We start from the raw sequence: 22,443 nt of genomic DNA, 5'->3' as shown, positions 1-22,443 counted from the left end.
TGCACAGCATAAGGTGTTGTAACCCAAAAATCTTTGGTAAAGAACGCGCATCCATCGTTCTCCTCGCTCAAATTGCATCCTCGGGTAAATTGAGATCCCGTCCGCGCGTCTCCGGGGCGAAAAAGGTCGTCACCAGACCAATGGCGGCCATCAGTGAAAAATAGACTGCGATCGGCCACCAGTGTCCGTAGAACGAGAGCAACGCCGAAGCTACCAGCGGCGCAGTACCACCCGACATAATTGAGCCCAGCTCTTTGGCGAAGGCCATTTTGGTATAGCGGTTTGTCACGCCAAAAAGCTCAACGCCCCAGGCTGCCTGGACACCGAAAATACCCAGCGAAGCGAGCCCCATGCCGGTAATAATAGTGGGGATAACAATCCACGGCTCGCGGGAATCGAGAAGCATAAAGGCCGGAAACGCGTACAGGATCAGTAACAGACAGAACCAACGATAGATGATGCGTCTGCCGAAGCGATCGGAAAGCCAGCCCGCCAGTGGAATAATGGCAAACCCCAGAATCGACGCGATAAATACCGCCACCGTCGGGACCGATTTATCAACCATCAGAACCTTGGCGACATAGCCAATGATAAAGCCCTGAGCGAGGTAGGACGGGCCATTTTCACCAATGCGTAAGCCGACCATCGTCCAGAACGCACGGGTGCGCCGCCAAAAGCTGCGGGTGTCGTGCTGTTTCAGTTCCTGGCCGCGGCGCAACGATTTTTCACGTTCGGCCTTGAGAAGCGCTTTTTGACGCTCAAAGACCGGTGTTTCACGGATATGGCGGCGAATGAAAAGCGCCGTTGCGGCGATAAGAATGCTGCAAAGGAAGGGAATACGCCATCCCCAGCTGAGCAAAGCATCTTTGTCCATTTGCAAGACGATGAGCCAGACCAGAGAGGCCAGTAAAGTGCCGCTGTTGGAGCCAAGAGCAATAATGGAAGAGACCAGTCCGCGGCGCTTCACAGGGGCGTATTCACCGAGCATCACCGTGCCGCCTGAGAGTTCTGCACCGGCCCCCAGTCCTTGAGAGAATCGCAGAATAACCAGACACACCGGTGCCCATACGCCAATCTGGGCGTAGCTGGGTATTAAGCCGATTAACATGGTTGAGAATCCCATCAGACCGATGGTGACGACCATGACAATTTTCCGCCCGTGGCGGTCGCCTATCCAGCCAAACAGCAACGCGCCGATGGGGCGAGCAATAAAACCAACGGAATAGGCGGCAAAGCTGGAGAGAAGCGCCATGACAGGGGTGGCATGCGGGAAAAAGACATCGCCAAAGATAATACCGGCGGCAAGCCCATAGAGGGCAAAATCGGCATATTCCATCGTCGTACCTAACCAGCAGGAAAATGTCGCTCGCCAGAATTCGCGGCGCCCCTCAGGGGTTTCCAGGCGCTCCTGGGCAGCCTGCTGGCCGTCAGTCAGGGGAACAGAGGATGAATGCGTGTTCATAAGAACTCCTTGAAGTAAGCTGTCGGCAAAAGCCGCAGGTTTTAACTCTTCGTGTTCTACTCGCGTAGATATTGTATTTTTCTCGCAGATTAATAAATCTACCCGCGTAGAATTAAAAGTTAAAAGAGTCAAAACTGCGAAAGCGATCACTTATAACAGTCGATTGTTACAGAAAATGATGCCCCGGACGCACTACGGTGAAAGGAGGGGGATTCTAAGGTATCGAGCGGTAGGCGATGGAGGGAAGTGGGTTATAATGATGCTCTGTAGGCGGTCAACCGGCGGAGGAAAAATGAATATCAGCGATGTGGCAAAAAAAACCGGCTTAACCAGTAAAGCAATCCGTTTTTATGAGGAGAAGGGGCTGGTTACGCCGCCACTGCGTAGCGAAAATGGCTATCGTAGCTACAGCCAGCGGCATCTGGATGAGCTGACCTTACTGCGCCAGGCGCGTCAGGTCGGGTTTAATCTTGAAGAGTGCCGCGAACTGATCTTTTTGTTTAACGACCCGTCGCGGCACAGTGCGGATGTTAAGCGCAGAACGCTGGAAAAAGTTGCGGATATTGAACGCCATATCAGCGAGCTGCAAAATATGCGCACGCATCTGCTGGCGCTGGCAGAATCCTGTCCCGGCGATGACGGCGCAGACTGCCCGATTATCGACAACCTATCCGGCTGCTGCCATCGCAAGGCACAGGCTTAGCGTCGCGGCGCCGCGGCCCGGATCCGCAGCGTAATACCTTCGACGGCCAGCACCTCAACGTGGCTGCCTGCGGCAAGATCTTCATCGGCCATCACCGGCCATGAACTGTCTCCGACGCGCACGTGACCATGCCCGTTGACCAGCGCATTTTCCAGGGTGAAGACGCGGCCGATCAGCTGCTTCCCTCGCTGGTTGAGCTGCGCGTCAGCCGGTTTCTGGCGCGCCACCTGCCTGCGCAGCCAGTGCGACCACAGCCAGGCGGCCAGCAGGGTCAATGCGGCAAACAAGGTTCCCTGCCACTCCCAACCAAAAGGCAGGGCCCAGGCCAGTAGCCCGGTGACCACGCCGGCGACGCCGCTCCACAGCAGGTAGCCATTGCCGCCCAGCATTTCCGCCGCCAGCAGCAGCCCGCCGAGGCTCAGCCAGAAAATATGCGGATGGGCGAGAATGAGCGCGATCATGATTTTTTCCGTTCGCCAGAACCTTCTTTAATAAGCTCGCTGATACCGGCGATTGACCCCATCAGGCTGCTGGCATCGAGCGGCATCATCACCACTTTGCTGTTGTTAGCAGAGCCAATTTTCTGCAGCGCATCGGTATATTTCTGGGCAACAAAGTAGTTAATCGCCTGAATGTCGCCGCTGGCAATGGCTGAGGAGACCATCTGCGTGGCACGCGCTTCCGCTTCCGCAGAACGCTCGCGGGCCTCGGCCTGCAAGAATGCCGACTGGCGTTCCCCCTCCGCTTTCAGGATCTGCGACTGCTTCTCCCCTTCGGCTTTCAGAATTTCAGCCTGGCGTATCCCCTCGGCTTCGAGAATATAGGCACGCTTAGTTCGTTCGGCTTTCATCTGTGCGTTCATGGAGGCAATAAGCTCCGCCGGCGGGCGCACGTCGCGAATTTCGACGCGGGTAATTTTAACGCCCCACGGGTTCGTCGCATCATCGACAATATGCAGCAGGCGGGTGTTAATGCTGTCGCGCTGGGAGAGCATTTCGTCAAGCTCCATCGAGCCAAGGACGGTACGAATGTTGGTCATGGTCAGGTTGACGATGGCCTGCTGTAAATTGCTGACCTCATAGGCCGCTTTGGGGGCATCAATAACCTGGATGAAGCACACCGCATCAATAGTGACGTTGGCGTTGTCGCGGGAAATGACCTCCTGGGAAGGAATATCAAGCACCTGCTCCATCATATTAATCTTACGACCGATGCGATCCATAAACGGCACCACCAGGCTTAAGCCCGGCTGCAGCGTCATGGTATAGCGACCGAAACGCTCAACGGTCCACTGGTAGCCCTGGGGGACAATTTTTACGCCGGCGGTCACAATAACCAGCGCGACGAAAATGAGTACAGGGATAAAAATCAGCATCAAAAAACCTCCTGTTTTATTGCCTGATGACGCGTCAGATAAAATGACGCATGTTTAAATTGAGTATATCTTTCTCCTCATCCAGGCGAAAGGAAACTGGAGTAAACTAGCCGGGTTGTAGGAAAAAAGTGGAACAATAATGAAGGAAAATAACGCTATTTTGCGTCTTGAGAATGTCGGCTTCCAGGTCGACGAGACGGTTATTCTTAATAATATAAATCTTCAGCTCCGGGCCGGGGAATTTAAGCTGATTACCGGTCCTTCCGGCTGCGGAAAAAGCACATTGCTGAAAATTATCGCCTCGCTGCTGAGCCCCACTACGGGACAGATTTATTTTGCAGATCGGGATATTACTGCGCTATCGCCGGAGACCTACCGCCAGCAGGTATCCTACTGCGCGCAGACCCCGGCGCTGTTTGGTTACTCGGTTTATGACAATTTGATTTTTCCGTGGCAGATCCGCCATCAAAAACCGGACCCTAACGCGCTGATCGCCGATTTACAACGCGTTGGTCTTGCTGAAAATACGCTGGAAAAATCAATCAACGAGCTCTCCGGTGGAGAAAAACAGCGGGTTTCACTCATCCGTAATTTGCAGTTTTTGCCACAGGTATTGCTGCTCGATGAAATTACCAGTGCGTTGGACGAAAGCAATAAACAAAATGTTAACGATATTATTCATCGCTATGTGACGGAAAAAAATATTGCGGTGCTGTGGGTCACCCACGATCATAATGAAATTGCTCATGCTGATGAGGTGATTACGTTGCAGCCTGCGAGTGGCAGCGTGCAGGAGGTGTCTCATGAACGGGCATAATATTACCAACGAATCGCTGGCGCTGTCGATGGTGCTGGTACTGGTGGCGATAATCGTGAGCTACCGGGAAAAGCTGGCGCTGGAAAAAGATATCGTCTGGAGTATTTGTCGGGCGGTGGTGCAGCTGATTATTGTCGGCTACGTCCTGAAATATATCTTTAATGTCAATCACGCGCTGCTGACGCTGCTCATGGTGTTGTTTATTTGCTTTAACGCGGCGTGGAATGCGCAGAAGCGCAGCAAATATATCGATAAGGCCTTCCTGTCGTCATTTATTGCCATAACGACCGGTGCCGGGCTGACGCTGGCGGTGCTGGTCTTTTCCGGCTCCATTGCTTTTGTGCCGATGCAGGTGATTCCGATTGCCGGGATGGTTGCCGGGAATGCGATGGTGGCGGTCGGGCTGTGCTACAACAATATGGGGCAACGCTTTAACAGCGAGCAGCAGCAAATTCAGGAGAAGCTTAGCCTGGGGGCAACGCCGAAAATGGCGGCCGCCGGGTTAATTCGCGACAGTATTCGCGCATCGCTTATTCCGACTATTGATTCGGCCAAAACGGTGGGGCTGGTGAGTTTGCCCGGTATGATGTCAGGGTTGATTTTCGCCGGGATTGATCCGGTGAAGGCAATTAAGTATCAGATTATGGTGACGTTTATGCTGCTGTCGACCGCCAGCCTGTCGACGATCATCGCCGGGTATCTGACTTATCGTAAATTCTTTAACGCCCGCCACCAGCTGGTGGTGACGCAGTTGAAAAAGCGCTCTTAGCGTGTGCCCCGGAGGCGGTGCTGCGCACCAGTCCGGGCTACAGGGGCGATGATTCCGGGCAGTGTCCGGGCTACAGGATGAGACGCGTAGCCCGGTCAGCGAAGCGCCACCGGGAAGAAGTGCGGGGCGTGACGATCAGTACAGCAGCGAGTACAGCTGGCGGCGGTATTTCGCGGCCAGCGCATCACCGGTTCCGAGCGCGGCAAGAACCTCTTGCAGCAACTTGCGCACCTGGCCGTCACCGGCGCCTAAATCTTTCTGCAGGTGGCTGAACAGCAGCGCCAGCGCTTCTTCGTTGCGGCCAACCTGGTGCAGCTGCAGGGCCAGTTGAGCGGCCAGCGTTGCATCTTCCGGGTTTTGCTCAACCTGCTGCTGGAGCAGCTGGATTTCCGGCGTATCAGCCGCCTTTTTTAACAGCTCAATCTGTGCGACCAACCCCTGATAACGGGTGTCCTGATCCTGCATCGGGACGGCTTTCAGCACCGTTTCGGCTTCATCAGAGCGTTGCAGCGCGATCAGCGCTTCCGCCAGCAGCAGGCCAATCTGGCTGTCCTGGTTCGACAGCTGCCACGCATCTTTGAGCAGCGGCAGCGCTTCAAGATAATTTTCCTCTTCCATCAACGCCAGCGCCTGCTGAGCTTTGAGCTCCTCTTCACGCGGCAGGACTTTATCCAGCAGCGCACGGATAGCTGATTCCGGCTGCGGACCTTCAAAACCGTCTACCGGCTGCCCGTTCTGGAACAGATAAACCGTCGGGATGGAGCGCAGGCCGAACTGCGAGGCGAGCATTTGTTCTGCGTCGCAGTCCACTTTTGCCAGCGTAAACTGCCCGTTATATTGCGCAGCCAGCCCTTCCAGAACCGGTGTCAGCTGCTCGCAGTGTTGGCTGCGTGCTGACCAGAAATAAAACAGCACCGGCGCAGTAACGGATTGCTCCAGCGTCTGGTGCAGGTTAGCTTCGGTAATATTGATAATATTCTGTACTGACATGAGCGCATCTCTTTAGTCTATTTTGGGTATACATGGGGGCGGCAGCCGGAGCTTCAACTCAGCCCTGGATAATTTTGTCCATTAGTCGCGTCGGCAGCAGGCGTTTGAGCAACGCTACCGCATGGGTGACGAGCGTCACCGGGTAGCGCAGTTTCGGTTTATCGCTGGTAAAAGCATGGCGTACTTTTTCCACCACCGCCTCCGGACCGAGGGTAAAACGGGCGGCGATACCGGGATTTTCCACCGGCTTATCACGCTGCGTTTGGTTGACGTTGGTGGTAAAACGGGTGCTGATGGGGCCGGGCTCAATCAGGCTGACCTTAATGCCGCTGTAGCGCAGCTCCATACGCAGCGCATCGGACCAGGCTTCCAGCGCATATTTGCTGGCCGCGTAGGCGCCGCGACCGGGACTGGAAATGATCCCCATCACCGAGGAGGTCATCACGATACGGCCTTCACCGTGCGGCTCCATGGCCGGAAGGAGGAGCATCGTCAGCTGGTGTACGCCAAAAAAGTTGGCGGAAAACTGCGCTTCCATTTGCTGACGGCTGATGGTGGGGAGCGGGCCATAAACACCGTATCCGGCGTTATTAAACAGGCCGAAGAGGCGATTGTTGGTCAGAGCGATGACCTCCGCAGCGGCGCGTTCAACGCTTTGCGGATCGTCAAGGTCCAGCAAAATACCGGTCAGCCCGAGTTCCTGCATCCGCGCCACATCGTCTGCTTTACGGCAGGCGGCCAGGACGTTAAAGCCCTGGCGTTTCAAATCGAGTGCGCTTTCAAGACCAATACCGCTGGAACAGCCTGTTATTAAAACCGATTTTTGCATAACTTTACCTGCAAGCGACGCCTGAGAATCAGGAGTCATGATTAACTAAGGGAGCCAGCCGGGTTGCCATCCAGTCGGCAATAAAAGGCTGGGCATCGCGATTGGGGTGAATACCATCATCCTGCATCCACTGAGGTTTCAGATAGACCTCTTCCATAAAAAAGGGCAGCAGAGGAATATCAAATTCTTTGGCCAGAGCCGGATACAGGGCGCTAAAGGCTTCATTATAACGACGGCCATAGTTCGCGGGCAGGCGAATTTGCATCAGCAACGGCTGGGCGTTGGCCGCTTTGATATCCTGAATAACGGTGCGCAGGGTTTGTTCTGTTTGCTGCGGCGGGAAACCGCGTAGCCCGTCGTTGCCGCCCAGTTCGACCAGCACCCAGCGCGGCTGGTGCTGTTTGAGCAGGGCTGGCAGTCTTGCCAGCCCTTGCTGCGAGGTGTCGCCGCTGATGCTGGCGTTGATCACCGGCGTCGTGGCCTGCCATTTATCATTGAGTAGCGCAGGCCAGGCGGCGCTGGCCGCCATTCGATAGCCGGCGCTCAGGCTATCGCCAAGAACTAATAGCTTGTCTGCTGCCATGGTGCGGCAGGCAAAAAAAATCAGAAACAGGAAAGGCAAATGCCAGCGGAAAACATACTTGAAGTTCATCATCTTAAGAAGTCCGTCGGTCAGGGAGAGCATCAGCTTTCCATCCTTACCGGAGTTGAGCTGGTTGTCAAACCGGCGCAGACCATCGCCTTGATTGGCGAGTCGGGATCGGGGAAATCCACGCTGCTGGCGATACTCGCCGGGCTGGACGACGGCAGCAGCGGCGAGGTTTCCTTACTCGGCCAGCCGCTGCACACGATGGATGAAGAGGCGAGGGCGCGACTGCGAGCCAGGCATGTTGGCTTTGTCTTCCAGTCGTTTATGTTGATTCCAACCCTCAATGCGCTGGAAAACGTCGAGCTTCCGGCGCTGCTCCGGGGCGAGACTGATAATCAAAGCCGGGGCAGTGCCCGGGCATTGCTGGAACAGCTTGGGCTGGGTAAACGCCTTCACCATCTGCCGGCACAGCTTTCCGGCGGTGAGCAGCAGCGCGTGGCGCTGGCGCGCGCGTTTAACGGCAGGCCTGAGCTGCTGTTTGCCGACGAGCCAACGGGTAATCTTGACCGCCATACCGGCGACAAAATTGCCGACCTGCTGTTCTCGCTCAATCGTGAGCACGGCACCACCCTGATTCTCGTTACTCACGATCCGCTGCTGGCGGCACGCTGCGATCGGCGGCTGCGTCTGGTGGACGGTCAACTGCGGGAGGAAGCATGATTGCCCGTTGGTTCTGGCGCGAATGGCGTTCGCCCTCGCTGCTGATTGTCTGGCTGGCGTTGAGCCTGGCGGTAGCCTGCGTGCTGGCGCTGGGGTCGATAAGTGACCGGATGGAAAAGGGACTTAGTCAGCAGAGTCGCGAGTTTATGGCCGGGGACCGGACGCTGCGTAGTTCCCGCGAGGTGCCTGCTGCATGGATTGACGAGGCGCGCAGGCTCGGGCTTACCGTTGGGGAACAGCTGAGCTTTGCTACCATGACCTTTGCCGGCGATACGCCGCAGCTGGCGGACGTGAAGGCGGTTGACGATACCTATCCGATCTACGGCAAGCTGGACACCCAGCCGCCGGGCCTGAAACCGCAGGCCGGAAGCGTGCTGCTGGCCCCACGTCTGATGGCGCTGCTGAATTTAAAGACCGGTGATACCCTGGACGTCGGCGATGCCACATTGCGCATTGCCGGTGAGGTGATACAAGAGCCAGATGCCGGGTTTAACCCGTTCCAGATGGCGCCCCGGCTGATGATGAATACCGCCGACGTGGCGAAGACGGGAGCTATACAGCCAGGCAGTCGCGTCTCGTGGCGCTATAAATTTGCCGGTACCGCACCGCAGCTCGCGGCCTATGAACAGTGGCTGCTGCCCAGGCTGGGAGCGGAACATCGCTGGATTGGTCTGGAGCAGGATGACAGCGCCTTAGGTAAATCCCTGGAGCGCTCGCAGCAGTTTTTACTGCTTTCCGCGCTGCTTACGCTGCTTCTGGCAGTGGCGGCAGTCGCGGTGGCCATGAGCCATTACTGCCGCAGCCGCTACGATCTGGTGGCTATTCTTAAAACGCTTGGTGCCGGACGCGCGCAGCTGCGTAAACTTATCGTTGGTCAGTGGCTGCTGCTGCTGGTGCTGGCGGCGGTAGCCGGCGGGGCGATGGGCGTAGGTCTGGAACAGATTCTGCTGGTTATGCTGAAACCGGTGCTCCCGGTGGCATTGCCTCCAGCCAGCGGTTGGCCGTGGCTGTGGGCTATCGGCGCGATGGTGGTGATTTCGTTGCTGATGGGGCTGCGGCCTTATCGCCTGCTGCTGGCAACCCTGCCGCTGCGGGTGCTACGGCAGGATATCGTCGCTAACGTCTGGCCGCTGAAGTTCTATATCCCGCTGGTGTGCGCGATTGTGGTTATTCTGCTGGCGTGGCTGATGGGTGGAAGTCCGCTGCTGTGGGCGGTCCTGGCTGGCGCGGTGGTGCTGGCGCTGCTGTGCGGCGTGCTGGGCTGGGGGCTGCTGTGGATACTCAAGAGGGTGACGCTGAAGGCGCTGCCGCTGCGTCTGGCGGTGAACCGTCTGCTGCGTCAGCCGTGGTCGACCCTGAGCCAGCTGGCGGCGTTTTCACTGTCGTTTATGCTGCTGGCGCTGTTGCTGGTGTTGCGTGGCGATCTCCTCGATCGCTGGCAGCAGCAGCTGCCGCCGGAAAGCCCCAATTACTTCCTGATCAACATCGCGCCGGAGCAGGTCGCCCCGGTGAAAGCGTTCCTTGCCGGGCATCATGTGACGGCGACCGAATTTTACCCGATTATCCGCGCACGCCTGACGCAGATTAACGGCCAGGCGGCAGAGAGTAATAAAGATGAGGCTTTGAACCGTGAGCTGAATCTGACCTGGCGCAGCGAGCGGCCGGATCATAACCCGCTGGTGGCCGGCAGTTGGCCGCCTGAAGCCGGGGAAGTGTCCATTGAAGAGGGGCTGGCCCAGCGGCTGGGGGTGAAGCTCGGCGATAGCGTGACCTTCACCGGCGATACCCAGGAGTTCAGCGCGAAGGTAACCAGCGTGCGGAAGGTGGACTGGGAGAGCCTGCGGCCAAACTTTTTCTTTATCTTCCCGCCGAATGCGCTCGACGGACAGCCGCAGAGCTGGCTGACCAGCTTCCGCTGGGATAACGGCAATGCGCTGCTAACCCAGCTTAACCGCGAGTTCCCCACGGTCAGCCTGCTGGATATTGGTGCCATTCTGCGTCAGGTGGGCCAGGTGTTGACTCAGGTCAGCCGGGCGCTGGAGGTGATGGTGGTGCTGGTGACCGCCTGCGGCATCCTGTTGCTGCTGGCGCAGGTTCAGGTAGGGATGCGTCAGCGTTATCAGGAGCTGGTGGTCTGGCGTACGCTGGGGGCCGGGAAATCATTGCTGCGTACCACGCTGTGGGCGGAGTTTGCGCTGCTTGGCGTGGTGTCCGGGATTGTCGCCGCGATTGGTGCGGAGGTCGCGCTGGCGATGCTGCAAACCAAAGTCTTTGATTTCCCGTGGACGCCCGACTGGCGACTGTGGGTGATGCTCCCCTTGTGCGGTGCGCTTCTGCTGTCGTTATGCGGCGGCTGGCTGGGGCTGCGCTTATTAAAAGGCAAGGCGCTGTTCCGCCAGTTCAGCCACTAGTTTTTTTGCATTTTGATGACGCGACGGGGAAATCTCCGTCGCGTTTTTTTTAAGCGCACAAAATGATAACTCACTGATTTTTAACAGCACTAAACATTAAAAACCCGACAACACGTCATGCCAAATCACGGTTAATATTCAACTGGAAACTATAAGGTTGCTTATTACTCAAGGAAAAAGCATGGCACATAAAATAAAAGCGCTGGCGATGACGATCGGCGCAGCACTGGCGTTAACCTCTTTCGCATCCCAGGCTGAGATTACGTTACTGAAACAGGACCCGCAGGCCGGCGATCCGCTGAGCCGGCTGAACTTTACCGTCGGCGGGAGTATTCGTCCGCAGTTCAACATGATGTCCGGCGACGGCGATAAAGGCTCATATAAGCGTAATGGTTTTGATGGCGGGACCCGTTTCCGCTTCGCCGCTGATTATTATCTGTTTGATGATATTAGCTGGATCAGCTACTACGAGCTGGGGGTGAATATTCCGGCGCTGTTTGACTGGGATAACCACTATGCTGAAGGCGCTAACAATACCACCCGCCGGATGCTCTATACCGGGCTGAAGAGCGACACCTGGGGGACATTAACCTACGGTCAGCAAAACAGTATTTACTACGATGTGGTCGGGGCGAAAACCGATATCTGGGATTACGACATGGTCGCCCAGGCACCGGGTAACGGGATCAACGGTGACTACGATGGTTCGTACCGTTCCCGTAATATGCTGAAGTATAAGAAAACAGCAGGCGACGTTGACCTTTATGCATCGTATCTGTTTGAAGATAATGAATATCTGCCGGGCAACGGTCTGCGCTATAAGCGTAAAGGCGGCGGCTCTGTGGGTGTGGATTATCACATCACCAAAGACCTGACATGGGGGACCGCGTGGAACTATACCCGCGCCGAGATGCGCGATCCGTCAACGTCAGACAATAAAACCTATAACCAGAATATCCTCGGTACGGCGCTGAGCTGGAAACCGGATAACTGGACCTTCTCCTTCGGCGGCGGCTGGTATCAGAACTTCCTGACCACCAAAAAAACCGATGTTAATGACTACTTCGCCGGGGATGCCTGGGGGATTGAGTACTTCGCCGGTTATACCTTCCCGATTGGCCAGTATGCGGTGAAAACTATTCAGCCGTACTTTATGGGCGATCGCCTGGAATATGTGAATGGCCGTAACTATCAGCGTATTGATAACGGTCTGGGGATCAGCTTCCAGCTGGATTATGGTTTCCGTGTTGACTATGAACACGTCTTTACGTCCAGCACTGACAACCTGGGTGATATGAACCTGGTACGTCTGCGCTACGACTTCTAAGCGATAACACCCCGCGCAGCGCCGTTTATTTCAGACATGCGCTGCGTGGGGATCTGTCGTCCTGAGGGCCGGGCAGCCTGGAAAGGCGCGTGAGCACCGCCTCAGGAGGCCGTTATTGTTTCTCCAGCCAGGACGCAACGTCGTGCCAGGTTCCGCGAAAGATAATTTTTTCCGCTTTTTTACCCAACTGATAGCGATACATCGGGTCGTAGTACTCTTTGAGTAGCGGCACCAGCCAGGCAAAATGCGCGTCGGTGCTCGCCGTACGTTGCTGCTCTGCCAGCGCCTCGTCGAGCAGGGCGGTGAGCTGGGCAAAACGCTGTAGCCCCAGGCGACGGCGAATGGCAAACAGACCGTGATGCAGATATTCGCTGTACTCCTGCCAGCCTTTTTCTTCGCCGTAAGCACTCATAAAATCCCGGTGCATACGATCAAAATACTCCTCCCGCAGGCGCTCCAGACGGATCTCAAACGGGTCTTCTACCACCGCCAGCGGCGATTGCGCCATTCGCTCACGCAGACGCTCCGGCAGATGATTGGCGCCGATCATATGTCCTTCATCTTCCAGTAACCAGCGGTGATGCTGCCCGGCTTTTTTCAACATTGCCACGGCCAGGTGGTTTTCAAACGTTGCCTGAGCGTGCTGTTCGCGCAAGGTCCGACCGAACGAGGATCCGCGATGGTGAGCGAGCCCCTCGAGGTCGATACCGTCGGGCCGGGAGCAGACCAACTGGGTCTTCCCGTTGCCGGTGCAACCCCCGATCAGCACTATCGGGCGTTGCACCAGTTCTTCGGTGAGCTGGATGGCGGCCTGGCGTAGCGCTTTATAACCGCCGACGATCAGCGGATATTCGATTCCGGCTTCACGCAGCCAGCGCTGCACGATGTGGGAACGCTGACCGCCCCGGGCACAGCACAAATAGCCCTGCGGGTAACGTAAACAGGCATCGCGCCACGCGGCGATGCGGCTTTCCCGAACCTCGCCGCTCACTAATCGATGTCCCAACGCCAATGCCGCTTCCGCTCCCTGACGTTTATAACAGGTGCCGACGGCAGCGCGTTCTTCGTCGTCCATCAGCGGCAGATTCAGTGCTGCAGGCAGTGCGCTTTGGCGGAATTCGATCGGGGCGCGGACGTCAATGAGTGGCGTATCACTGGCGAGAATCTCCCGAATATTTTGTTGTGACTGCACTAATTCCATCATGTAAACCGTTGTATCAATCGAGATGCGTATCCCCACGCGATAATCTGCCTATTGTACGCGGTGAGCGGTATGCAGAGTTGATTTTTCACGGCGTATCATTGAATAGTGCCAGAAATCCTTGAATTTCTGGGGCTGAATGGCTAAACAGCGAAGCGATATCCTGTACCGCTTTACCTGGGTGATCTTTGCGCCAGGCAAGACTCAGGGGGGACGGCGGGCGCATCGCTGGAATTTTTCTGGCAATCAATTCACCGCGCATGATGAGCGGCTGGCATAGTGGCTCGGGTAAAAAACCGATGCCTACGCCAGCAATATGCGCCGTGACTTTGGTTTCGATATCGGGGACGATAATCTCTTTCTGTCCGGGCAGACGCCAGGCAACGCGCTTCGTTAGCCTGCGGGCGCTATCTTCAATGTTTACCGCCGGGTAACGACGCAGTTGCGCTTCCGATAAAGGATCTGTTTGTTGGCTCAGCGGATGATGCGGCGCCATGACGAAGAGCCAGGTCACTTCACCCAGTGGTTTAACTGCAATATTTTCCGATAAAGCTTCAGTTCCGGTAACGCCAATTGCCAGCGAAAAGTCATCATGCAGCAGCGTATCCCAGACTCCCATATAGATTTGTCGCGAAAAATGAAACTGCGTAAAGGGATAGCGTTGAGTGAGCCAGGCAAGTAACTGAGCGATTGCCTTTGGGTTGTACATCAGGTTATTAACGACAATATTGACCTGACGCTCGACGCCGTCATTTATCTGCTGCAATTCTCCAGGCATGCTGTCAATCCACCCTAACCACTCTCTGGCCTGTGCCAGCAGGTGCATTCCGGCAGGGGTGAGCAGGACGCTGCGCGTCGTGCGAGAAAATAACGCCACGCCAGTGTTATCTTCCAACAGCTTAATGCGATAGCTGATGGTGGCGGTGGTTTTGTATAGCTTTTCCGCTGCTCTGGAGAAGCTGCCGGTCTCCGCGACGCTAACAAATGTGCGTAGTGTTTCGGGATCAAGCATTGCAACTCTCCTCGTAATTTAATAATTCACCGCTGATTTTTAAGTATTTTTTCACAATATCCTTTTCAATAATGTGGTTTAAATCAGGTTTTGGAAAATTATTCCAAATTACAGTTGATGTCACTTTTAGATGACTCTAGATTGACCGACATAGACGCCGATTCCCATTTTTCAGATGGGGGCACGGAACGGTTTTTAATGACTAAGGAACATGCAATGAAGCTTGAAGTATTGCCGCTGACGCGCGAAGCATTCCGCGTTTATGGAGACATTATCGAAACGGAAGGGCAGGATTTCTTCCATATCAATGATGGCAAAGTACAGCGCTTCCATGACCTGGCGAAGGTCGAGACGCTACAGCAGGAGCGGACGCTGATCAGCATTAACCGTGCGCAGCCAGCAGTACTGCCAATCGTTGTTACTGAGCTGGAACGTCATCCGCTGGGGACCCAGGCGTTTGTGCCGATGAAGGGCGAGGTTTTTGTGGTGGTCGTTGCGCAAGGGGGAGATGAGCCGGACATGAGCACTTTGCGGGCATTTATCTCCAATGGCCGTCAGGGCGTGAATTACCACCGAAATGTCTGGCATCACCCTCTATTTGCCTGGCAAACCGAAACGGATTTTTTAACCGTCGATCGCGGGGGAAAAGATAACTGCGATGTCGTGGAGATCCCGACCGTGGAGTTAAGCTTTGCGTGAGGTTACACGTGACGCTTGTGATTATCTTGCATAAGATGTGGGCGCTTTCACACTATTTATGCTCAGGTTTTGAGCCGGAGATAATCGAGGTATGACAGAAGTTAGAAGGCGCGGAAGACCGGGGCTACAGGAGCCTTCCGCGCAGAAAGGCGCACAGGCGCTGGAAAGAGGGATTGCGATACTGCAATACCTTGAAAAGAACGGCGGAAGCTCGTCAGTAAGTGATATTGCCCAGAATCTGAATTTACCGTTATCGACCACTTTTCGTTTGCTGAAGGTACTGGAATGTGCAGATTTTGTTTACCAGGACAGTCAGTTAGGTTGGTGGCATATCGGTCTTGGCGCATTCAATATTGGCTCAGCGTATATCCATAACCGGGATGTATTGTCAGTAGGCGGTCCTTTTATGCGCCGGCTCATGCTGATGTCAGGCGAAACGGTCAATGTCGCGATTCGCAACGGGAATGAAGCTGTATTGATCGGTCAGCAGGAGTGCAAATCGATGGTGAGAATGTGTGCTCCCTTGGGAAGTCGACTGCCGTTGCACGCTTCTGGAGCCGGGAAAGCGCTGTTGTATCCTCTCTCATCGGAAGAGCTTGTTGATGTCATTGTGAAAACAGGATTACAGCAGTTCACGCCGACGACGATTGTGGATTTACCCGCTTTGCAGCGAAATCTGGATGAGGCGAAAGCCTGCGGCTACAGCATCGATAAGGAGGAGCACGTGACAGGATTAAACTGTATTGCTTCAGCGGTTTACGATGACGTGGGGTCTGTGGTGGCGGCGGTTTCTATTTCCGGGCCAGCTTCCCGCTTAACCCCGGACCGCTTCGCCAGTCAGGGCGAGCTGGTGAGGGAGACGGCTAAGAACATCAGTACTGCGCTGGGACTGAAACCTCAGGCTGATTGATGGCTGATCCAACCCGCTCGCAGGAGCGGGACTTTTTTGACTTTGTTTAATTTTGGAAAAATTTTCCAATATAGCGAGGTAGTAAAAAATGGCAAAAATGAGAGCCGTCGACGCGGCAATGTATGTACTCGAAAAAGAAGGCATTACCACGGCTTTTGGCGTGCCTGGCGCAGCTATTAACCCTTTTTACTCTGCGATGCGTAAGCACGGTGGTATCCGTCATATTCTGGCTCGCCATGTCGAAGGTGCGTCTCATATGGCAGAAGGCTATACGCGAGCCACTGCAGGTAACATCGGCGTGTGTCTGGGAACGTCCGGACCAGCAGGCACGGATATGATCACCGCCCTGTACTCAGCTTCTGCGGATTCAATTCCTATCTTGTGCATTACTGGTCAGGCACCGCGTGCTCGTTTGCATAAAGAGGACTTTCAGGCGGTAGATATTGAATCTATCGCTAAGCCTGTCACTAAAATGGCGGTGACCGTACGTGAAGCGGCATTGGTACCGGGCGTTCTGCAACAAGCTTTCCATCTGATGCGCTCCGGAAGACCAGGCCCGGTACTGATCGATTTGCCTTATGATGTCCAGGTCGCAGAAATCGAATTTGATCCCGAGCTGTATTCACCGCTCCAGGTTTATAAGCCTGTCGCCACTCGTCCGCAGATTGAAAGAGCGCTGGAGATGTTAGTCCAGGCCGAACGCCCGGTAATTGTTGCCGGCGGTGGGGTCATTAACGCCGATGCCGCAGCCCTGTTGCAGCAATTTGCTGAAATCACCCATGTACCTGTGATTCCGACGCTAATGGGCTGGGGGTGTATCCCTGACGATCACGAACTGATGGCCGGGATGGTCGGTTTACAGACGGCGCATCGCTACGGCAATGCTACGTTACTGGCCTCCGATCTGGTCTTTGGCATCGGTAACCGCTTTGCTAATCGTCATACTGGCTCGGTAGAGAAGTACACCGCAGGCCGAAAAATTATCCATATCGATATCGAACCTACCCAGATTGGCCGCGTGCTGTGTCCGGATTTAGGCATTGTCTCTGATGCGAAAGCGGCGCTGACCCAGTTGGTTGCCACCGCGCAACAGATGCAAAAAGAGGGCCGCTTGCCGCGTCGTGGGGACTGGGTTGCCGAGTGTCAGGAGCGCAAACGTACGCTTTTGCGTAAAACGCACTTTGATAACGTACCGGTCAAGCCGCAGCGCGTCTATGAAGAGATGAATAAAGCCTTTGGTCGCGACGTGTGCTACGTCACCACTATCGGTTTGTCACAAATCGCCGCCGCGCAGATGCTGCACGTATTTAAAGAGCGCCACTGGATTAACTGTGGCCAGGCAGGACCGTTGGGTTGGACGCTTCCTGCTGCGCTAGGCGTTTGTGCTGCAGATCCGGAACGTAAGGTCGTGGCGATTTCCGGTGACTTCGACTTCCAGTTCCTGATTGAAGAGCTGGCTGTGGGAGCCCAGTTCAACATTCCTTACATCCACGTGCTGGTGAACAATGCTTATCTTGGCTTAATTCGCCAGTCGCAGCGTGCATTTGATATGGATTATTGCGTCCAGCTGGCGTTTGAAAATATTAACTCCAGTGAAGTCAACGGCTACGGTGTTGACCACGTTAAGGTTGCGGAAGGTCTTGGCTGTAAAGCTATTCGCGTCTTTAATCCGCAGGATATTGCACCAGCGTTGGAAAAAGCCAAAGCGTGGATGAAAGAGTATCGCGTTCCGGTGGTTGTCGAGGTGATTCTCGAACGCGTGACCAATATCTCAATGGGCAGCGAGCTGGATAACGTAATGGAGTTTGAAGACGTTGCCGATAGCGCTATTGATGCGCCTACCGAAACCTGCTTTATGAAATACGAATAATGAGGTGAGTCTATGTTGCGCTTTTCTGCCAACCTGTCAATGCTCTTTCTGGAATATGATTTTCTGGAACGCTTTGATAAAGCAGCGGCCTGCGGTTTTCGCGCCGTCGAATTTATGTTTCCGTATGACTATACGCCTGAAGTCTTAAAGAAAAAGCTGAATGATAACCAGCTTGAACATACTTTACATAACTTACCCGCGGGTAATTGGGCGGCAGGAGAGCGTGGTGTTGCCTGTATTCCTGGTCGTGAAGCGGAATTTCGTGATGGGGTAGATGCGGCGATCCGTTACGCCAAAGTATTGGGCAATCGAAAAATTAACTGCCTGGTTGGTAAAATACCAGAGGGTTTCCGCGAAGAGAATATTCGTACCACTCTGGTGGCGAATTTACGCTTTGCCGCCGCAGCTTTGGCGCAGGAAGGTATTACTCTGCTAATTGAACCAATTAATTATTTTGATATGCCCGGTTTCTATCTGAACACTACTCATCAGGCATTGGCATTAATCGATGAGGTGGGAAACGATAATTTAAAAATTCAGTACGATATCTATCATATGCAACGGATGGAAGGGGAGTTAACCCATACGATGCAAAGCTATGCCGATCGTATTGGTCATATACAGATCGCGGATAACCCAAATCGCGGCGAGCCGGGTACCGGAGAAATAAATTATGACTATATTTTTAAATTTATCGATAAATCAAACTATGACGGTTGGGTCGGTTGCGAATATAAACCGTTGAGTACCACTGAAGCGGGACTGACATGGTTTAACCATTATCGCTAAAGTTTAATTTATCTTTGGGCAATATTTGTTATTTCTGATTCAGGGTTATTTCCTCTGAAAAAGGAAGGGATAGTTATTGCCCAAATAAATCAAAACACAAAATCTATGAGGATACTTATGAAACTGGGATTTATTGGACTGGGTATTATGGGCACGCCGATGGCAATTCGACTTGCTCAAGCAGGCCACGCTCTGAATGTCACGACTATCGGTCCGGTGGCCAGTGAGTTACTTTCTCTGGGCGCTCAGCATCTGGAAACAGCAAAGCAGGTTGCAGAGCAGGCTGAGATCATTTTTATCATGGTCCCGGATACGCCACAGGTTGCTGAAGTTCTGTTTGGTGAACACGGCTGTGCTAAAGCGGATCTGATGGGAAAAACCATTATTGATATGAGCTCGATTTCACCGATTGAAACCAAATGTTTTGCGCAGCAGGTGCGTGATTTGGGCGGTGATTTTCTTGATGCCCCGGTATCAGGTGGGGAGATCGGGGCCCGGGAAGGGACACTCTCCATTATGGTTGGCGGCGACGAGCACGTTTTTGCCCGCGCGAAGCCTCTGTTCGATATTTTGGGTAAAAATATTACCCTCGTTGGCGGCAATGGTGACGGACAAACCTGCAAAGTCGCTAATCAGATTATCGTTGCACTGAATATTGAAGCGGTCTCAGAAGCTCTGGTCTTTGCTTCTAAAGCCGGAGCCGACCCGGCTCGCGTTCGTCAGGCTCTGATGGGCGGCTTCGCCTCTTCACGTATTCTGGAGGTTCATGGCGAAAGAATGCTGAACCGAACGTTTAATCCTGGCTTTAAAATTTCGCTCCATCAAAAGGACCTTAATTTGGCGCTGCAAAGTGCTAAAGCGTTGGCACTTAATCTGCCTAATACTGCAACGTGTCAGGAACTATTCAATACCTGCGCTGCAAACGGTGGCAGTGAATTAGATCACTCGTCTTTAGTTCAGGCGTTGGAATTAATGGCTAATCATAAAATATCTTAATGAGAAAATGCTGCTGATTACAGCGGCATTTTTAAAATTCAGGCGTATAACTCAATGTGGTGAGTTTATGGATACTATTAATAAAACCGGTGTTGAGTATTGGAAAAAAATAGTTGTAGTAATGAGTCTGGGGTGGGTCGCAATATGGATTTACCGAACCGTATTAACACCTATTTACCCTGAAATTCAGGCTTCACTGGGCAATGTCAGTAATGCTGAAATTGGTGCAATTGCCAGTTTCTATTTTCTGGCCTACTGTGGAATGCAGATTCCCTGCGGAATTCTGGTTGATAAGTTGGGCCAGAAAATCATGCTGATGTGCGGTTTCTCGTTGTTTATTATCGGCACGCTGAGCATCGCCAATGCGGGAAATCTGACGTTAATTTATATCGGTTCATTACTTGCCGGTGCGGGCTGTGCCTCATTCTTTAGTTCTGCCTATTCGTTGTCATCGGCTAACGTTCCGCAGGAACGTCGGGCGCTGGCCAATGCTATTATTAACAGCGGTTCCGCTATCGGGATGGGGATTGGCCTGATTGGCTCGAGCATTCTGGTTAAAAGTATGCATATGGCCTGGCAAAACGTATTATTTATTGTTGCCGCAATTCTTGTTGTCATGCTGTGTATCTTTACCCTGGTTATTCGCCGCAAGTTGAAAGAAACCACCGCAGTGGAGAGTAAAAATAGCGGTGTGGCATCAGAACAGACAGAAGATAAACCCGCCCCGCTATTTTCACCTTTACTCTGTAGCGTCTACTTTCTCTATTTTTGTACCTGCTATGGATACTATCTGATTGTCACATGGCTTCCTTCTTATCTGCAGACAGAACGCGGATTTGATGGCGGTGCGATTGGCTTTGCTTCCGCGCTAGTGGCGGTTGTCGGGGTTCCCGGAGCACTGTTCTTCAGCCATCTATCGGATAAATTCCGCGATAGTAAAGTTAAAGTCATACTTGGACTGGAGATCGTCGCAGCAGCAATGCTGATGTTTACCGTGCTGTCCCCTAACACCACTATGCTGATGATTAGCCTGGTGCTGTATGGACTATTGGGTAAAATGGCCGTCGACCCGATCCTTATTTCATTCGTCTCCGAACAAGCATCAGCTAAAACATTAGGCCGTGCATTCAGCTTATTTAATTTCTTTGGTATGAGCTCAGCAGTCGTTGCGCCAACCCTCACCGGTTTTATTTCTGATATGACCGGTTCAAAAGAAATTAGTTTTGTCATGTCTGCTGGCCTGGTTATCACCGGAACATTATTGTTTGCGTTCATTACTTTGCGTAAAAACAAAATTCGCTCTAAAGCAATTCCAGTATAATAAAAATACATAATTATAATAATTTAGTTCCACATAGCTAAACCTACAAGCGTAATCCGATGCGTATTAAGAGGGTATTATGGAACAAAACCAAAGTATTTATAAAGCCAGAGGCTATAACGACGATCTGTTACCTAAGCTTGAATCTCAACGTAACTGGAGAACATTTAACTATTTTACGTTATGGATGGGCTCAGTACATAATGTTCCAAATTATGTGATGGTGGGCGGTTTTTTTATTCTTGGTCTTTCGACGTTTAGTATTATGATGGCAATAATACTGAGCGCATTTATTATCGCACTGGTTATGGTGCTTAATGGTGCTGCCGGTAGTAAATATGGTGTGCCATTTGCAATGATCTTAAGAGCCTCTTATGGCGTACGTGGCGCGTTATTGCCCGGTATCCTCAGAGGCGGTATTGCAGCCATTATGTGGTTTGGTTTGCAGTGTTACGCAGGCTCCCTGGCATTCCTGATTTTATTAGGAAAAATATGGCCGTCCTTTTTGATGTTGGGTGGGGATTTTAAGCTGCTGGGATTGTCATTACCGGGGCTGATTGCCTTTATGGTGTTTTGGTTGCTAAACGTGGCCATCGGTTTTGGGGGAGGTAAGGTTCTTAATAAATTTACCGCGATACTGAACCCCTGCATCTACATTGTTTTTGGTGGCATGGCTATCTGGGCTATCTCCCTGGTGGGAATTGGACCTATTCTGGATTATTTACCAACCGGCGTAGCGAAAGCTGAGCATAGCGGTTTCTTGTTCCTGGTCGTGATTAATGCTGTTGTTGCCGTATGGGCAGCACCGGCTGTCAGCGCCTCGGATTTTACCCAAAATGCGCGCTCGTTTCGTGAGCAGGCTCTCGGACAAACTCTTGGGTTGGTTGTGGCATATATTCTGTTTGCGATTGCCGGGGTGTGTATTATCGCCGGTGCCAGTATTCATTACGGTATGGATACCTGGAACGTTCTGGATATTGTACAGAAATGGGATAGCCTGTTTGCTTCATTTTTTGCGGTGCTGGTTATATTGATGACTACGATTTCCACAAATGCCACAGGTAATATTATTCCGGCGGGCTACCAAATAGCTGCTATAGCCCCAAAGAAACTAACGTATAAAAATGGCGTGTTAATTGCCAGTGTTATTAGTCTGCTAATCTGTCCCTGGAAGTTGATGGAGAATCAAAACAGTATTTATCTTTTCCTCGATATTATTGGTGGGATGCTCGGTCCGGTTATTGGGGTGATGATGGCGCATTATTTTGTTGTAATGCGTGGGCAGGTTAACCTTGATGAACTGTATACCGCGGCCGGTGATTATAAATATTTTGATAATGGTTTTAACGTCACCGCATTCTTTGTGACGATCGTTGCTGTTATCGTGTCGCTTGGCGGGAAATTCATTCCGCTACTTGAACCTTTGTCTCGAGTGTCATGGTTTGTCGGCGTTATCGTGGCATTTGCCGCCTATTCATTACTAAAAAAACGGGCGTTGCCGAGCAATCTCTCACGTCCGGATGCAGTTAGTTAATTTTATTATAGCCAGGATGATTTATTTCATGGATGAAACATCAATACCCAAAGCCATTCGTATTGTAGCCAGAGTGGATACAAACAGAATTATGGCGGGTTACTCGTCTGTACACATAC

At 52.9% G+C, this 22,443-nt stretch carries 21 protein-coding genes; 13 read left to right on the top strand and 8 right to left on the bottom strand.

The window, feature by feature from the left end; all coding sequences use genetic code 11:
- Window positions 1-67: 67 nt before the first annotated feature.
- Window positions 68-1,462 (bottom strand): MFS transporter, encoded by a 1,395-nt coding sequence (locus ACMYSK_RS13145; RefSeq protein ID WP_434635952.1) that lies wholly within the window; start codon window positions 1,460-1,462, stop codon window positions 68-70.
- A gap of 292 nt (window positions 1,463-1,754) precedes the next feature.
- Here ACMYSK_RS13145 and cueR point away from each other — a divergent pair, with 292 nt between their 5' ends.
- Window positions 1,755-2,165, top strand: a complete 411-nt coding sequence (gene cueR / locus ACMYSK_RS13140; protein ID WP_434635951.1) for a Cu(I)-responsive transcriptional regulator — start codon at window positions 1,755-1,757, stop codon at window positions 2,163-2,165.
- On the opposite strand, the gene ACMYSK_RS13135 is transcribed toward cueR, so the two are convergent.
- Together ACMYSK_RS13135 and ACMYSK_RS13130 are read right to left on the bottom strand one after the other, a co-directional pair.
- A complete protein-coding gene (locus ACMYSK_RS13135; RefSeq protein WP_434635950.1) occupies window positions 2,162-2,626 on the bottom strand; it encodes an NfeD family protein in 465 nt (154 codons plus the stop codon). The genes cueR and ACMYSK_RS13135 overlap by 4 nt on opposite strands.
- Window positions 2,623-3,540 (bottom strand): SPFH domain-containing protein, encoded by a 918-nt coding sequence (locus ACMYSK_RS13130; protein WP_434635949.1) that lies wholly within the window; start codon window positions 3,538-3,540, stop codon window positions 2,623-2,625. Before ACMYSK_RS13130 ends, ACMYSK_RS13135 begins: the two co-directional genes overlap by 4 nt.
- Before the next feature lie 139 nt (window positions 3,541-3,679).
- On the opposite strand from ACMYSK_RS13130, the gene fetA reads away from it, so the two are divergent.
- Both fetA and fetB read left to right on the top strand, forming a co-directional pair.
- Entirely contained in the window at window positions 3,680-4,357 is a 678-nt protein-coding gene (gene fetA, locus ACMYSK_RS13125; protein ID WP_434635948.1) for an iron efflux ABC transporter ATP-binding subunit FetA, read from the top strand.
- Window positions 4,344-5,126, top strand: a complete 783-nt coding sequence (gene fetB / locus ACMYSK_RS13120) for an iron efflux ABC transporter permease subunit FetB (protein ID WP_434635947.1) — start codon at window positions 4,344-4,346, stop codon at window positions 5,124-5,126. Before fetA ends, fetB begins: the two co-directional genes overlap by 14 nt.
- Before the next feature lie 135 nt (window positions 5,127-5,261).
- Here fetB and ACMYSK_RS13115 read toward each other — a convergent pair whose 3' ends face one another.
- The 3 genes from ACMYSK_RS13115 to tesA are packed head-to-tail and all read right to left on the bottom strand — an operon-like array spanning window position 5,262 to window position 7,597.
- On the bottom strand, window positions 5,262-6,116 hold the full coding sequence (locus ACMYSK_RS13115; RefSeq protein WP_434635946.1) for a tetratricopeptide repeat protein: 855 nt from the start codon (window positions 6,114-6,116) through the stop codon (window positions 5,262-5,264).
- Between the two features lie 58 nt (window positions 6,117-6,174).
- Window positions 6,175-6,984: an SDR family oxidoreductase gene (locus ACMYSK_RS13110; protein WP_434635945.1), complete on the bottom strand. Its 810-nt coding sequence runs from the start codon at window positions 6,982-6,984 to the stop codon at window positions 6,175-6,177.
- Window positions 6,974-7,597 (bottom strand): multifunctional acyl-CoA thioesterase I/protease I/lysophospholipase L1, encoded by a 624-nt coding sequence (gene tesA, locus ACMYSK_RS13105; RefSeq protein ID WP_434644089.1) that lies wholly within the window; start codon window positions 7,595-7,597, stop codon window positions 6,974-6,976. The genes ACMYSK_RS13110 and tesA overlap by 11 nt, the downstream gene beginning before the upstream one ends.
- Here tesA and ybbA point away from each other — a divergent pair.
- The 3 genes from ybbA to ACMYSK_RS13090 all read left to right on the top strand — a co-directional run bounded on the left by ybbA (window position 7,568) and on the right by ACMYSK_RS13090 (window position 11,992).
- Window positions 7,568-8,254: a putative ABC transporter ATP-binding protein YbbA gene (gene ybbA, locus ACMYSK_RS13100; protein WP_434635944.1), complete on the top strand. Its 687-nt coding sequence runs from the start codon at window positions 7,568-7,570 to the stop codon at window positions 8,252-8,254. The two genes, tesA and ybbA, sit on opposite strands and share 30 nt — an antisense overlap.
- Complete coding sequence (ybbP, locus tag ACMYSK_RS13095) at window positions 8,251-10,665, top strand: putative ABC transporter permease subunit YbbP (RefSeq protein WP_434635943.1); 2,415 nt, start codon at window positions 8,251-8,253, stop codon at window positions 10,663-10,665. Before ybbA ends, ybbP begins: the two co-directional genes overlap by 4 nt.
- A 181-nt stretch (window positions 10,666-10,846) precedes the next feature.
- Window positions 10,847-11,992: a porin gene (locus tag ACMYSK_RS13090; protein ID WP_434635942.1), complete on the top strand. Its 1,146-nt coding sequence runs from the start codon at window positions 10,847-10,849 to the stop codon at window positions 11,990-11,992.
- 112 nt (window positions 11,993-12,104) lie between these two features.
- On the opposite strand, the gene mnmH is transcribed toward ACMYSK_RS13090, so the two are convergent.
- Together mnmH and allS are read right to left on the bottom strand one after the other, a co-directional pair.
- The gene (mnmH, locus tag ACMYSK_RS13085; protein ID WP_434644087.1) at window positions 12,105-13,193 is read right to left on the bottom strand and encodes a tRNA 2-selenouridine(34) synthase MnmH; all 1,089 of its coding nucleotides are present in this window, start codon (window positions 13,191-13,193) and stop codon (window positions 12,105-12,107) included.
- An 88-nt stretch (window positions 13,194-13,281) separates the two neighbouring features.
- The gene (allS, locus tag ACMYSK_RS13080; RefSeq protein WP_434635941.1) at window positions 13,282-14,205 is read right to left on the bottom strand and encodes an HTH-type transcriptional activator AllS; all 924 of its coding nucleotides are present in this window, start codon (window positions 14,203-14,205) and stop codon (window positions 13,282-13,284) included.
- Window positions 14,206-14,421: 216 nt separating this feature from the next.
- Here allS and allA point away from each other — a divergent pair, with 216 nt between their 5' ends.
- From allA to ACMYSK_RS13045, 7 genes are all read left to right on the top strand, one after another.
- Window positions 14,422-14,904: an ureidoglycolate lyase gene (allA, locus tag ACMYSK_RS13075; protein ID WP_434635940.1), complete on the top strand. Its 483-nt coding sequence runs from the start codon at window positions 14,422-14,424 to the stop codon at window positions 14,902-14,904.
- Window positions 14,905-14,995: 91 nt separating this feature from the next.
- Window positions 14,996-15,814, top strand: coding sequence for an HTH-type transcriptional repressor AllR (gene allR, locus ACMYSK_RS13070; RefSeq protein ID WP_434635938.1), 819 nt, complete (start codon window positions 14,996-14,998; stop codon window positions 15,812-15,814).
- 88 nt (window positions 15,815-15,902) lie between these two features.
- Window positions 15,903-17,684 carry a glyoxylate carboligase gene (gcl, locus tag ACMYSK_RS13065; RefSeq protein WP_434635937.1) on the top strand — a complete coding sequence of 594 codons (1,782 nt, stop codon included), beginning with the start codon at window positions 15,903-15,905 and terminating at the stop codon, window positions 17,682-17,684.
- 12 nt (window positions 17,685-17,696) lie between these two features.
- The gene (gene hyi / locus ACMYSK_RS13060) at window positions 17,697-18,473 is read left to right on the top strand and encodes a hydroxypyruvate isomerase (RefSeq protein WP_434635936.1); all 777 of its coding nucleotides are present in this window, start codon (window positions 17,697-17,699) and stop codon (window positions 18,471-18,473) included.
- A gap of 117 nt (window positions 18,474-18,590) precedes the next feature.
- Entirely contained in the window at window positions 18,591-19,469 is an 879-nt protein-coding gene (gene glxR, locus ACMYSK_RS13055) for a 2-hydroxy-3-oxopropionate reductase (RefSeq protein WP_434635934.1), read from the top strand.
- A 67-nt stretch (window positions 19,470-19,536) separates the two neighbouring features.
- Window positions 19,537-20,790 (top strand): MFS transporter, encoded by a 1,254-nt coding sequence (locus ACMYSK_RS13050; protein WP_434635933.1) that lies wholly within the window; start codon window positions 19,537-19,539, stop codon window positions 20,788-20,790.
- A gap of 79 nt (window positions 20,791-20,869) precedes the next feature.
- Entirely contained in the window at window positions 20,870-22,324 is a 1,455-nt protein-coding gene (locus ACMYSK_RS13045; RefSeq protein ID WP_434635932.1) for an allantoin transporter, read from the top strand.
- Window positions 22,325-22,443 lie beyond the last annotated feature (119 nt).

The sequence above is a fragment of the Klebsiella sp. I138 genome (assembly GCF_051131765.1).
Classification (GTDB): domain Bacteria; phylum Pseudomonadota; class Gammaproteobacteria; order Enterobacterales; family Enterobacteriaceae; genus Klebsiella.
The sequence above is the reverse complement of the archived record's forward strand: the minus strand, read 5'-3'. Positions and strand labels throughout refer to the sequence as shown.

What these genes read in the sequence shown, in the direction of transcription:
- ACMYSK_RS13145 (WP_434635952.1), bottom strand. Translation starts at nt 1,462, where the DNA reads ATGAACACGCATTCATCCTCTGTTCCCCTGACTGACGGCCAGCAGGCT.
- cueR (WP_434635951.1), top strand. Translation starts at nt 1,755, where the DNA reads ATGAATATCAGCGATGTGGCAAAAAAAACCGGCTTAACCAGTAAAGCA.
- ACMYSK_RS13135 (WP_434635950.1), bottom strand. Translation starts at nt 2,626, where the DNA reads ATGATCGCGCTCATTCTCGCCCATCCGCATATTTTCTGGCTGAGCCTC.
- ACMYSK_RS13130 (WP_434635949.1), bottom strand. Translation starts at nt 3,540, where the DNA reads ATGCTGATTTTTATCCCTGTACTCATTTTCGTCGCGCTGGTTATTGTG.
- fetA (WP_434635948.1), top strand. Translation starts at nt 3,680, where the DNA reads ATGAAGGAAAATAACGCTATTTTGCGTCTTGAGAATGTCGGCTTCCAG.
- fetB (WP_434635947.1), top strand. Translation starts at nt 4,344, where the DNA reads ATGAACGGGCATAATATTACCAACGAATCGCTGGCGCTGTCGATGGTG.
- ACMYSK_RS13115 (WP_434635946.1), bottom strand. Translation starts at nt 6,116, where the DNA reads ATGTCAGTACAGAATATTATCAATATTACCGAAGCTAACCTGCACCAG.
- ACMYSK_RS13110 (WP_434635945.1), bottom strand. Translation starts at nt 6,984, where the DNA reads ATGACTCCTGATTCTCAGGCGTCGCTTGCAGGTAAAGTTATGCAAAAA.
- ybbA (WP_434635944.1), top strand. Translation starts at nt 7,568, where the DNA reads ATGCCAGCGGAAAACATACTTGAAGTTCATCATCTTAAGAAGTCCGTC.
- tesA (WP_434644089.1), bottom strand. Translation starts at nt 7,597, where the DNA reads ATGAACTTCAAGTATGTTTTCCGCTGGCATTTGCCTTTCCTGTTTCTG.
- ybbP (WP_434635943.1), top strand. Translation starts at nt 8,251, where the DNA reads ATGATTGCCCGTTGGTTCTGGCGCGAATGGCGTTCGCCCTCGCTGCTG.
- ACMYSK_RS13090 (WP_434635942.1), top strand. Translation starts at nt 10,847, where the DNA reads ATGGCACATAAAATAAAAGCGCTGGCGATGACGATCGGCGCAGCACTG.
- mnmH (WP_434644087.1), bottom strand. Translation starts at nt 13,193, where the DNA reads ATGGAATTAGTGCAGTCACAACAAAATATTCGGGAGATTCTCGCCAGT.
- allS (WP_434635941.1), bottom strand. Translation starts at nt 14,205, where the DNA reads ATGCTTGATCCCGAAACACTACGCACATTTGTTAGCGTCGCGGAGACC.
- allA (WP_434635940.1), top strand. Translation starts at nt 14,422, where the DNA reads ATGAAGCTTGAAGTATTGCCGCTGACGCGCGAAGCATTCCGCGTTTAT.
- allR (WP_434635938.1), top strand. Translation starts at nt 14,996, where the DNA reads ATGACAGAAGTTAGAAGGCGCGGAAGACCGGGGCTACAGGAGCCTTCC.
- gcl (WP_434635937.1), top strand. Translation starts at nt 15,903, where the DNA reads ATGGCAAAAATGAGAGCCGTCGACGCGGCAATGTATGTACTCGAAAAA.
- hyi (WP_434635936.1), top strand. Translation starts at nt 17,697, where the DNA reads ATGTTGCGCTTTTCTGCCAACCTGTCAATGCTCTTTCTGGAATATGAT.
- glxR (WP_434635934.1), top strand. Translation starts at nt 18,591, where the DNA reads ATGAAACTGGGATTTATTGGACTGGGTATTATGGGCACGCCGATGGCA.
- ACMYSK_RS13050 (WP_434635933.1), top strand. Translation starts at nt 19,537, where the DNA reads ATGGATACTATTAATAAAACCGGTGTTGAGTATTGGAAAAAAATAGTT.
- ACMYSK_RS13045 (WP_434635932.1), top strand. Translation starts at nt 20,870, where the DNA reads ATGGAACAAAACCAAAGTATTTATAAAGCCAGAGGCTATAACGACGAT.